The 12,424-nt window shown below is 66.1% G+C and carries 6 protein-coding genes; 3 read left to right on the forward strand and 3 right to left on the reverse strand.

The annotated features are described in order from the left end of the window. Positions 1-63 precede the first annotated feature (63 nt). Together LRX77_RS03485 and LRX77_RS03490 are read left to right on the forward strand one after the other, a co-directional pair. Positions 64-1,722 carry an MDR family MFS transporter gene (locus tag LRX77_RS03485; RefSeq protein ID WP_225733166.1) on the forward strand — a complete coding sequence of 553 codons (1,659 nt, stop codon included), beginning with the start codon at positions 64-66 and terminating at the stop codon, positions 1,720-1,722. Continuing rightward, the gene (locus LRX77_RS03490; protein ID WP_231831454.1) at positions 1,715-2,371 is read left to right on the forward strand and encodes a TetR/AcrR family transcriptional regulator; all 657 of its coding nucleotides are present in this window, start codon (positions 1,715-1,717) and stop codon (positions 2,369-2,371) included. Before LRX77_RS03485 ends, LRX77_RS03490 begins: the two co-directional genes overlap by 8 nt. A 31-nt stretch (positions 2,372-2,402) precedes the next feature. Here the strand turns inward: LRX77_RS03490 and LRX77_RS03495 are convergent, their stop codons facing one another. From LRX77_RS03495 to LRX77_RS03505, 3 genes are all read right to left on the reverse strand, one after another. Continuing rightward, complete coding sequence (locus LRX77_RS03495; RefSeq protein WP_231831456.1) at positions 2,403-3,950, reverse strand: S1C family serine protease; 1,548 nt, start codon at positions 3,948-3,950, stop codon at positions 2,403-2,405. A gap of 661 nt (positions 3,951-4,611) precedes the next feature. After that, the gene (locus tag LRX77_RS03500; protein ID WP_231831457.1) at positions 4,612-5,613 is read right to left on the reverse strand and encodes an LLM class flavin-dependent oxidoreductase; all 1,002 of its coding nucleotides are present in this window, start codon (positions 5,611-5,613) and stop codon (positions 4,612-4,614) included. Positions 5,614-6,141: 528 nt separating this feature from the next. Then, positions 6,142-7,107: an alpha/beta hydrolase gene (locus LRX77_RS03505; protein ID WP_231831458.1), complete on the reverse strand. Its 966-nt coding sequence runs from the start codon at positions 7,105-7,107 to the stop codon at positions 6,142-6,144. A gap of 474 nt (positions 7,108-7,581) precedes the next feature. On the opposite strand from LRX77_RS03505, the gene LRX77_RS03510 reads away from it, so the two are divergent. Beyond that, on the forward strand, positions 7,582-12,303 hold the full coding sequence (locus LRX77_RS03510) for a glycerophosphodiester phosphodiesterase family protein (RefSeq protein ID WP_231831459.1): 4,722 nt from the start codon (positions 7,582-7,584) through the stop codon (positions 12,301-12,303). Positions 12,304-12,424: the final 121 nt, after the last annotated feature.

A 12,424-nucleotide genomic window follows, 5' to 3' on the forward strand; every position in this document is an offset into this window, starting at 1 on the left:
CATGCGCATCTGCCGCATGTACATCTGCACGACACTCCCCCGATTCACGAAGAAGGCTCTTCCATGCCCGACCCCACTCTCACGCACGCCCCGACAGGCATGCTGCCCAGACGACAGATCAATCTGATCTTCGTCGCGCTGATCGTCGTGATGCTGCTGAGCTCGCTCGACCAGATGATCTTCTCAACAGCCCTGCCGACCATCGTCGGCGAGCTCAACGGTGTCGAGCACATGCTCTGGGTCGCCACCGCATACATCCTCTGCGCGACCGTGATGATGCCGGTCTATGGCAAGCTCGGCGACCTCTACGGCCGCAAGGCGATCACGATCGGCGCAGTGACCGCCTTTCTGGTCGGCTCGATCGTCGGCGGCCTCGCGCAGGACATGACCTGGCTGATCATCGCTCGAGGCATTCAGGGCCTCGGCGGCGGCGGCCTGATGATTCTCTCACAGGCGATCATCGCCGACATCGTGCCGCCGAAAGACCGCGGCAAGTACATGGGCCCCATGGGTGCCGTGTTCGGCCTCTCAGCAGTGGCCGGTCCACTGCTGGGCGGATGGTTCACCGACTCTATCGGCTGGCGCTGGGCGTTCTGGATGAACATTCCACTCGCAGTCATCGCCATCATCGCGCTCAGCGTGCTGCTGCACCTGCCGAAGCATGCGACAGACCGAGTGCGCCTCGACGTGCTCGGCACCGTGCTGCTCGCGATCTGGGTTTCGTGCCTAGTGCTGTTCGCTTCGTGGGGCGGCAACACGTACGACTGGGATTCCCCCCAGATCATCGGACTGATCATCGCCACGATCGTCTTCGCCGGTCTGTTTCTCTGGGCTGAGGCCAAGGCGGCCGACCCGCTGCTGCCCCTCGCGCTCTTCCGCAACCGCAACTTCAACCTCACCACCGCCGCAGGCCTCGCCGTCGGCATCGCGATGTTCGGCACGCTCGGCTACATGCCGACCTACCTGCAGATCGTGCACGACACGGGCGCCACCGAGTCAGGGCTGCTCCTGGTGCCCATGGTCATCGGCCTGATGATCACGGCAATCTCTTCGGGCCAGCTCGCGAGCCGCACGTCGCACTACAAGTGGATGCCCCTGGCCAGCATGCTGCTCGTGGCGGCTTCATTGGTACTGCTGTCCACGTTGCACGCCGACACCCCGCTGTTCCTGCTGTGCAGCTACCTGTTTCTGCTTGGTGCCGGAATCGGTCTCGGCATTCAGATTCTCGTGCTCATCGTGCAGAACGAGTTTCCCATCACGCAGGTCGGCACCGCGACCGGTGCGAACAACTTCTTTCGAGAGATCGGCGCCACTCTCGGGTCGGCCATCGTGGGCAGCGTGTTCACTTCGCGTCTCACAGCTCTGGTCACAGAGCGCATGCCGCAGACCAGCGCCGGCGACGGTTCCGGGGCCAGCCTCGACTCACTCACCCCGACCGTGGTCAGAGACCTGCCGACGCCGATTCGCGATGTCATCGTGAACGCGTACAACGACGCCCTCACCCCGATCTTCATGTGGCTGATGCCGCTGCTGCTGATCGCCTTCGTGCTGCTGCTCTTCGTGCAGGAACACCCGCTCGCCACTTCTCTCGATGAGTCGGGCAAGACCGGCGGCGCGGCCCCGGCCGATGCCGAGATGACGACCGCGACTCGTCGACAAGGCACGCATGCAGCATCCGCGGCATCGACGCATGATCACGCACAGGCTCGCGACGATGGCTGATCAGGCCGACGCGATGGCATGCGCGCACGAGGGGCTGCGTCAGCGCAAGCTGCGCCAGACTCGCGAGCATGTCGAGCAGGTGACGGTTGAACTCGTCGATCGCCTCGGGTACGACCAGGTCTCGGTCGAGATGATCTGTGATCAGGCCGAGATCTCGCCGCGCACGTTCTACAACTACTTCGGCACCAAGGATGCCGCGATTCTCGGGTACATACCGGCGAGCATCGATGCAGCCGCGTTGCAGCAGTTCATCGAGCACTCGAACGACGACATCATCGATGCGCTGTTGCAGCTGATCGCATCTGCAGAGCACAGCCCGCTGCGACAGTCGTCGCTGCAGGTACAGCGTCACCGGATTCTGCATGAGCACCCGCATCTGCTGACCGAGATAGCGAGTCGCGTCGAACGGCTGCAGAGTCGTCTGAATGACGCGATCGCCGAGCGGGTCGCGCTCGAGCTGGGCACGGCGACGACGGATGCCCGGGTGCAGCAGCGAGCGCGACTGCTGTTCGCCGTCGTGATCGCCGTGGTCAAGATCGCGCTGGTCACCGGCCCCGAGCAGCTGCCCCCGGACATGCAGGCGAGTGAGACCGCTGTGCTGGAGCGGCTGCGCCGTGCGCGCGGTCTCGCCGTCGACATGCTGGGCTGACCGCGGCACGATGCCCGGCGAGGTGTTTCTGCTACTGCACGGGGCCTTCGGCCAGCGTCACGGTCTTGGTGTGCGAGGTGCCCTGCGCATCTGCCCACGTGACCGAGACATGATCGCCGACCGCATGCTTGGCGATGATCGTGCTCAGGTCTTCGGCACTGCCCACGGTCTGCCCGTCGATCGCAGTGATCGTGGAGCCCGCAGTGATGCCGGCCTCGGCAGCCGGGGTCTCATCGACGACCCCGGCGACAGCTGCGCCGCCGGTCTGCGCCGACGAGCCCGTCGAGCCGCTGCGAGAGCCACGATTCGACGAGACCGACCCCGACGAGCTGCCCGCGCTCTGCATCGAGACGCCCAAGAACGGCGAGCCGCCGATGCGCACGCTGCCTGATGCATCCTTGTTCTCGATCTGCTGCACCACGCTCGACACGGTGGTGATCGGAATCGCGTAGCCCACGGTCTGGCCGCCGCTGCTCGCGGCGACCGTCATCGCGGTCACCTCGCCTTCAGCGTCGAGCACGGGCCCGCCCGAATCGCCCGACACCACCGCGGCGCCGAACTCGATCAGCCCGCTCAGGGTCTCGGACTCGCTGCTGCTCGATGAGCCCCCTGACGTCCCGCCGGTGGCGCTGCCGCTCGCCGCGCCGGTCACGCTGCTCGCCGTCGAGGCCGTGATCGTCTTGTTCGTGGCGCTCACCGTGCCTGCGGCGGCGACCAGCTGCCCCTTGCCCTCGGCGTTGCCGATCGCGGTGAGCGTGTCACCGGCGTTCACGCCGTCGTCGTCGAGCGAGACGGCCTCGAGGCCCGACGCATCTTGCAGCTGCAGCAGCGCGACGTCCTTCGTCGAGTCACTGCCCAGCACTTTGGCCGTATACGTGGTTCCGGTCGACGCGACGGTCACCTTGATCTGGGTCGCGCTCTCGACGACGTGATGGTTCGTGACGACGATTCCGTCGCTGCTGAGCACGAATCCGCTGCCAGCAGCCTCTCCGGCACCGTACGAGAGCACCGTCTCGATGATGACGGCGCCGCGCTGCTGTTCGGCGGATGCCGCGGTCGCGCCCGCACTCGACGTGCCCGTGCGCCCGGAGTCGTCGATCGTGTCGTCGCCGAGCCCGTTGGACTGGCCCGACCCGCTGCTGCCGTTTCGCGACCCGTTGACGCCGTAGCCGTTGCCCAATGCGGGCAGGGCCTGGCTGCTGGAGCCGGATGCCGCTGCGCCGAAGCCACCGGTGAGGGCGCCGATGCCCAGCGTCAGCCCCGCGCCGATGGCCATCGCACCGCCGAGCGCGAGGGCTTTGCGCCAGAAGGCCGAGCGCCCGCGGCCCGAGACCACTGGGCCGGTGGGCTGCTGCGCCGAGGGCTCTGCGAACGCGTTCGGCGAGCGCGGTGACGCGAACGGCGTGTCGGGCTGCTGTGCTAGGTGTGCCGTATCTGTCACGAACGCCCAGTTCGGCGAGCGCGGAGGCTGACCCTGCGAGGGGTCCGTCTCAGACTCGCCCTGTTCCTGGCGGTCGGCCTGGGGCTGCTGCCGAGGGGTCTGCTGCGGCACCTGCCGGGTGTCATCATCGTCGAACATGCTCTGCCTCCTGTGGCTCGTGTCGTCGAGTGACGCATTCTGCCGTTCGAGCCTCGTCGGCGACCTGTGAGCCTCTGCACGAATCGTGCTGCTCGGCCACAACGGGTGCTCTTGGCGCCATCCTGCGTCCAAGAATCAGTACAGCGGCTGAGCCTGAGACTGACATGGCGCATGCCCGTGTGATTGCTTTCGGAGACCTGAGACCGAGCTGTCAGCCGCAGGACGCATCATGCTGCTCCCGCGGCCCACCTCTGCGCGGTCTCGAGCCTCGGCCTGTGCATCGGCACCAACGTGCCGACTGACGCGCTGACGGCGTTTGCGATTGCGATTGCGATTGCGATTGCGATTGCGATTGCGATTGCGATTGCGTTCGAGACTCACACTGCGCAGCGGTGTCACAGCGGCGACCGGTTCGCCTCGGCTCTCCTCGCCCGAGACTTCGCCCGAATCTCTGCAACACCAGCCAAATGCCCGCAACAACGAGCCAATACTGCGGAGATTGGACGGTCGCTGCGAAGATTCAGAGAAGATCTGAACAGGAGCACAGCGCTTGGCAGAGCCGAACATCGGCAATTTCCTCGGCGTCGGCGTCGGTGCACTGTTCAGCGTCGGTGCACTGTTCGGCGTCGGCACCGCAGCCGGTTCCGACGCTGAGTGGTCTTCATCTCTCCCACGCCTCCGCGAGCAGGCGCATACTGCGCAGCCGATCCGCAGAATCATGCGCATACGTCACCGTGATCAGCTCGTCGGCCCCGGTCGCGTCTGCGAGCGCTCGCAGTTGCGCGACCACGACATCCGCCGTACCGACCGCACGAACACGCAGCATCGCGTCGCTGAACCGGTGCACCTCGACCGGCAGCGACTCGGGGTCGACCGTGGGCTGCAGCGGCAGTCGGGCACCGGTGCGGACGCTGACCATCATCTGCTGCACGGTCGTCCACAGACGCCGAGCCTCGGCATCGGTCGGCGCGACCATCACGTTCACGCCCACCATCACTCGCGGGCACTCGGTCTGAACCGTGGGCGCATCGGCATCGAACTCTGCCCGATAGGTCTCGATCACCTGCTGCAGGCCGTCTGGCGCGAAGTGCGAGGCGACCGCGAACGGCAGCCCCATCGCGCCGGCGATCGTCGCGCCGACCGGGCTCGAGCCGAGCACCCAGATCGGCACGTTCGTTCCGGCGGAGACGCCCGACACCACCGGCGCGCTGAGCGCACGCCCTTCAGGCCCGAACCAGCCGATCAGGTCGGCGATGTTGCGCATGACCGCCTGCGGAGCCGACCCGGAACGCGCCAGCAGCGACGATGTGGTCGGGTCGGTGCCCGGAGCGCGCCCGATGCCGAGATCGATGCGCCCGGGATGCAGCCGCGCGAGGGTGCCGAACGCCTCGGCGACCATGAGCGGCGGGTGGTTCGGCAGCATGACCCCGCCCGACCCCACGCGGATGCGGTGCGTGTTCGCCGCTGCCCGCTCGATCAGCAGGTCGGTTGCGCTCGCTCCCAGCTGCTCGGTGTTGTGGTGCTCGGCATACCAGTACCGTTCGTAGCCCAGCTCATCGGCCAGCTTCGCCGAGTCGAGTGACGCGTCGAGCGCCGCGTTCATGTCGCTGCCGGCGCTGACCGGCACCAGGTCGAGCACGTTCAGGGGAATGTGGTTGCGCATGAGACTCCTGGTTCCTGGTTTCTGGTTTCTGCGAGCCGCAGCACTCTGCAGTCTTCTGCCGGAGCTCATCCTCGGCGCGGTTCACCCTCTGCCGCGAACTCACGTTGAGACCCAACGCAGCCGGTGCGTCGGTTCTTCCCATACGGGTGTCGCACGATCGCGCGCTCTGACTCGGCCACCCGTCACGATCGCGCACCCGTTTCCGCACGTTCAGTGCCGAACACCGGCGTCTCCTTCGCCGAGTTTGCAAAAAGTACGGCTATCAGACACGCCATTCCGGTTTTTCTACAAACTCGACGCACCTACCCCACCAGAACACACACGACGCTGAGCAGGCCGCTCTGTCCCCATCCAGACGCCCCCAGACAGCCCCATCCAGACATGGCAAATGCCGCTCCACGAGAACCAGACATGCCAAGTTCCATGTCTCGACCGTCAGTGGGCGGCATTTGCCATGTCTCGACCGTGTCAAGGGGCGGCATTTGCCATGGCTCCGTCACGAGGCCGCAGTCCCCTGCCCCGGCGCCCTCACACGGCGCGAATCGCCCGCACTCTGTTCGCGCGGGCGACCTTCGCCAGCTCGGTGTCAGGCGCCAGCAGCTCCCAGGCATGCGGCACGCCGGGATAGACGCACAGCTCAACCTGCACGCCTGAGCGCAGCAGCCGCTTCGCGTAGTCGATGTCTTCATCGCGGAAGATGTCGAGCGTGCCCACGTCGATGAAGGCCTCGGGCAGCCCCGCCAGATCTGCGGCACGACCGGGCACAGCGTAGGGCGAAACCGGCTCGAGCGCTCCGGCGCCGTCGCCCAGCAGAGCCTGCCATCCGGTGATGTTGTCTTCGAACCTCCACGTCAGAAACGCAGCGATCGCGGGGTCGGTCACCACGGTGCGGTCGTCGAGCATGGGGTAGATGAGAATCTGCTTGGCGAGCTTCGGGCCGCGACGGTCTCGCGCCATCAGGGCGAGCCCCGCCGCCAGGTTGCCGCCGGCACTGTCGCCGATGACGAAGAACCGATCCCGATCACCGCCGCCGAGCTCGTCAAGGTGCTCCCATGCCCAGACCAGGCCCGCGTACGAATCCTCGCTCGGCGTCGGGTGCGGATGCTCTGGCGCCAGCCGATAGTCCGGGGCGAACAGCGGCACCCCCGCGGCTGCAGCGTAGCCGGCGATGATGGGAGTGTACTGCTCGATCGTGCCAAGAATCATGCCGCCGCCGTGGGTGTACACGCCAAACGCGTCGCTGCGTCGGTCGACGGGTGTGAAGAGGCGACCGCGGATGCTCTGGCCGCCCTCGAGCGGAATCTCATGATCGGTGATGGTCACCTCGGTCTCGTCGAAGGGCTCGTCACCGGTGCCCAGCAGCGCTTTGAACGCTTCGCGGCGGCCTTCGATATCGCCGACGGCTGGCAGCACCACTTCTGCTGATGCCTCTGTCTCGGCCTGCTGGGCCGCGAGAAAGGCGGCGTATTCGGGGTCTACGGACAACTCTGTCATGAGAGGCTCCTCACCTGTTCGGCACCCTGTGCGGGTGCATGGTCGCTGCGTGCATTGCGTCTGCGCTGCAGCCATGACACGCACTGCACGCTGGTACTGCATGTTCACCGCAGTCTGTCAGTGCGCGCATACGAGTGAGTCTGCTCTCACCAGGGTCGCCCGCACCAATCGAATACGACACCTGGAACCAGTCGTTCACCGAACGGCCACTCGCCCTCCATAAAGTGCAGCCGAACGTCACTCCGCGGTCACGAAACGACAAGATCTGAGCCACTTCTCATTCACAGCTTGCCCATAGGTTCTGGGTGTTCGGCCTTCTTCCAGACGCAGCCTGTCTGCTGGCTCTGCGGGATCTCAGTGCTTTCGACGCGGTGAGGCCCCGACACTCGCCAGCGCGCCCTGCGCGGCGACGGGGCCTGGCGCACCACCCCGATCCCCCACGCGCCTCGGGCGCATCTGTAAGGAGTGCTGTTCATGTCATTCATCCACAAGTCGCGGCTGGCTCTGCTCGCCGGGGCGCTGACGGTCGCGACGATCGCGGCTTCGCCGACCGGCGCCGCAGCCGTCGGCATCGGGCCAGACATCGCATCCGCCGCCGCGACGGCCGCAGGCGGCGACACCGCCCTGCAACCGGCTCAAACCAGCACATTCGACGCCAAGAGCGTCTCGCGATCGCCGATCATCGACGGCAATCTCGACGATTCGGTCTGGCAGGTGGGCACCCCGGCAGACGAGAGCATCCCGACCACCGACCAGACCAAGCCGTCGACCACGCAGAACACCTTCGATGCGACCTGGGACTACCAGAATCTGTACGTCGCAGTGCATGTCACCGGCGACCAAGACCTCGTCGACGGCACGAACTGGGGCCACGGCGACATCGTCTCGCTCTTCTTCGACAAGTCGAATCACAAGTCTGCTCCGTTCGCCGCGGGCGATCTGCAGCTGGGCATCGGCCTGAATCAGACCGACAACTTCGCGCCGCACATTCTCTTCGGGTCGGCCCCGGGAAACGGACTCACCAGCGACGACCAGACGCGCATCGCCGACGAGGTGCAGGGCGTCACCAAGCCCACCGCAGACGGCTGGGACGCCGAGGTGGCGATTCCCTGGCAGCAGCTCGGCATCGACGCCTACCTCGACCGCGAGATCGGCTTCGACCTCGGCGTCGACAACAAGACGGCCGCCCTCACGGGCTCGTCGAGCGAGCTCGCGCTGTGGGAGACCAACGGGCGCAACAGCTTCTGGAACGACACGAGCGGCTTCGGCGTGCTCCGCCTCGACGACGAGACCAGGCAGAACACCGACAGCCCGGTGATCTACGACGAGAGCTTCGAGGGCATCGCCGACGGGCAGCTGCCGGCGAACGTTCGCTCGGCCTCGGGCACCGAGGGCTGGTCGGTGCGCGACGGGGCGCTGCACGGCGACTTCGCCGTCAGCGGCGCCGCCGAGAAGCGGCTGCTGCTGCCCGCACTCGGGTCAGACGTGACGGTGGATGCCGACGTCACCTTCGAGAAGACCGTCAACGCCGGCCGGTGGGCATCGGTCGTCTACCGCAGCGCGCCGGATGACAGCCTCGGCTACTACCATTTCACCAATCGGCTCGACGGTCGCGGCGAGATCACCGAGAAGGTGAAGGCGAACGAATGGAAGGCGTTCAACAACGCCCCGTCGCCGGGGGCTCTGCAGCAGGGCGTCGCCTATCACTCGTCAGTCGCCGCCTCGGGGCAGCATCTGCATCATGTGCGCACCGGCGGCGGATCACCTGCAACGCTCGACCTCACCGCCGACGCCGACCAGTCGGGCATCGTCGCCGCCGATGATCTGCGCCACGGCGGGCGCGTCGGAGTGCAGGTCGACCAGGCGGCTGCCGCCTTCGACAACATCGTGGTCAGACAGCTCAGCATCGACTCGCTCACCGTCGCCTCGTCCGTTCCGGGCTCGGCGAAGCAGTATGCCGAGATCGCACCGTCGGTCGAGGTCGCTCTGTCGAACGGCGATCATTACACCGCCACCGGCTCGAGCGTGCGCGCATATTCGTCTGACCCGAGTGTGGTGACGGTTCGAGACGACGGAACGCTCGTGACCAACGCCGCCGGTCAGGCGACTCTGACGTTCATCGTCGGGGCGCGTGCGGTCACGGCGCCCATCACTGTCGAGGCGAGCGACGACCGCCCGGCGCTGACGGCCTTGACGGTCGACGACTCTCGTCAGCTCGCCGAGCACATCGTCGGTCAGAATCTGTCGCTGTCAGACGTCTCGCTGACGGCGAGCACGGTGCTCGGCACGACCGAGCAGCTCGCAGGCGATGACGCCGCGGTGACCTGGGCCTCAAGTGACGACGCCGTCGCCACGGTGCAGGACGGGCAGATCGTCTTCGGCAAGAAGGGGCTCGCCAGGCTGACCGCCACCGTCGCAACGACCCCGGCGCCTCTCGACGTCTGGGTGCGAGCCGACGACAACGATCTGGTCTACATCGACGAGCACTTCGACGATGATCTGACCGCGGGTGCTCTGCCGACCGGTCTGCAGCTGAAGTACGGAAGCGCCTCGCAGGTGCAGGCAGTCGCCGACGGCCAGGGGCGCGCCCTGCAGCTGGCGCCGTCGACGCGCGTGCTGATTCCGAACATCACCGAGCGCAACGACTACACGATCGAAGCCGATGTGACCTATCAGAACGCCGCGAACAGCGCGCGCTGGGGGTCGCTGATGTATCGGGTGCAGAACGGCGATCATCCCTACTTTCAGATGGCGGTGCGTCAGGGTGCGACTGCGGCCAACGGCGTCGAGTTCGCTCACCGCAACGCGCAGGATCAATGGGATGTTCGACAGACCTCGAGCTTCACCGAGGCCATCGACGGGTCGAAGACCTATCACTTCGCTGCGACGGTGACCGGCGACCGGGTGAAAGAGCTCATCGACGGCCAGCAGATGATCTTCACCGACCGAGCCGGCGACTATGCCGCCGGCGACCTCGGCATGCAGAGCGACAACCTCACCATGATCGTCGACAACCTGAAGGTCACGATGAGCCCGGCCGATCTCGGGCCTGTTCCGCACATCGAAGACGGTGACGTCGAGGTCAAGCAGAAGACGTCGAAGGTGATCGGCACCACGCCGATCATGACCGATCACCTCGCATCGCTCGACGACGTGCAGTCGATCGTCGCTGACGATCCGACCGACGGCACGCTCGTCGACGTGCGTGCGTCAGACTCCGATGACGCTCTGAACGTGTTCTCTGGCGACACGAAGATCAGCTCATTCGACGACTTCGCCGATGCCGCCTATGGCAAGACGCTGATCATCGCGCGTGTGAGCGACCAGAGCAGCGCCAACCGTCTGGGTGAGGCGCTGCGGCAGCGCGAACTCAGCGATGTCGAGGTGGTCAGCAGCGACGTGCAGCTGCTCGCCGGGTTCCGCGCCGACAACCCGTCGACTCGCTCTGGCCTGTTCAGCGACCGCGACACGATCTCGCAGGCCGACGTGGCATCCGTCGTCGACGAGACGAACCGCTCACGCTCGCAGCATGTCATTCTCAAGCAGGGCGCAGCCGACCGCGCCGTGGTCGAAGAGCTGCAGCGTCGGCTGCTCTCGGTGACCGTGCAGGCCGACGACACGGCCGCAGGCAATGCTGCGGCGATCGCCTCTGGGGCGAACACCATCATCTCGGCCGCTCCAGAGACCGCGCTGCAGGTCGTCGACAAACTCGGTGACAACGCGCTCCTGCGCCGCATCTTCACGATCGGCCACCGTGGCATCCCCACGCAGGCGATGGAGAACTCGATCAGCGGCTACCGCACCGCGGTCGAGGAAAACGGCGCCGACATGGTCGAGACCGACGTGTACGTGACGAAAGACGACCACGTCGTCGTTCTGCACGACTCGACGTTCGCCCGCACCACTGACATCACGACGACTCGAGCACTCGACGACTCGGAGTTCACCGGCGGCGTGACCCGGGCCAATGCACGCCCCAGCGATCTGACGCTTGCGCAGATCGAGAAGCTGCGACTGCGCGATGCCAACGGGGCTGCGACGGCCGAGCCAGTGCCGACCCTCGACGAGCTGCTCGATTTCGTCAAGGCCCACGACGTCGTGCTCTTCTTGGAGCTGAAAGACCCGACCTCGCCCGCCATCGAAGAGCGCACGGCCGAGGTAGTGCAGGCCAAGCAGGCCGCTGACCAGGTCGTCTTCATCACGTTCAACCAGTATGAGATTCCGACCATTCAGCAGCTGCTGCCCGGCAACTCGGTGGGCAATCTGCAGGGGGTCGGCGGCATCGCCACCGGTCGGCCAATGGAAACGCTGCACAAGGCTCTGCAGTATTTGACCCCGCAGAATGCGGCCTACGACCCGTCGTTCAACCAGCTGGGCGGCAACGATGCCCAGTCTGCCGACAACCGCACCTTCGTCGCCAACGCGCATGCGCGCAACCTCACGCTGTGGGGCTGGACGTATTCGGGTGACGGCGACCGTCAGAGCTTTCAGCAGTCGCTGCTGCTCGGCATCAACGGCATGACGACGAACAACTCTGGCTGGACGAAAGACGCCTTCTTCGGCATCGATGCGGCGAGCCGGTCGTATCAGGTGGCTCCCGGTTCGTCGGTGACGCTGGAGGGCAGCGCCGAGACCAATGTGGGCGATCTCGTGAATGTCGATGCGCCTTCGGTGGTCGTCGTGGACGGCGGCGACAAGGTGCAGGTCACGGGCAGCACGCTCACCGCCGCGGCCGGTGCCACTGGCACGGCCACCGTGCTGCTGCAGACGACCGAGAGCATCCAGGGCGCAGACTTCACGGTCTACTCCGAGCCGATCACCGTGCAGATCGGGCAGTCAGATGACGGCAGCGGGAGCGGTGACGGGGGCGGGAACGGTGACGGTGGCAATGACGGGAACGGTGACGGGAACGATGGCGGTGGCAACGGCAACGGGAACAGTGACGGCACCGATGGCGATGGCACCGGCACCGGCAACGGCACCGGGAACAGTGACAGCACCGATGGCGACGTCGACGGCAGCCGTACTGCCGGCCGAGACGATGCAGACGCTCAGGAACCAGTCGCACACAACGCCCTGGCCACGACCGGCACCAGTTCGATCATGCTCTTCTGGTCACTGGTCGCAGCGGGCGTGACTGTCATCGGCACGACCATGGTCGTCAAAGCGAGGAGCCGCCGCACGCACGACGCCTGACGTTCGTGATCACACGTCGGTGATCTGACGCCGGTGATCTGACGGTCGTCGTCTGCCCGCCGAGATCTGACGATCGAGACATGGCAAATGCCGCTCCACAACATCCAGACATGACAAGTTC

The sequence above is a fragment of the Pseudoclavibacter sp. 13-3 genome, from assembly GCF_021168475.1.
GTDB lineage: Bacteria > Actinomycetota > Actinomycetes > Actinomycetales > Microbacteriaceae > Pseudoclavibacter_A.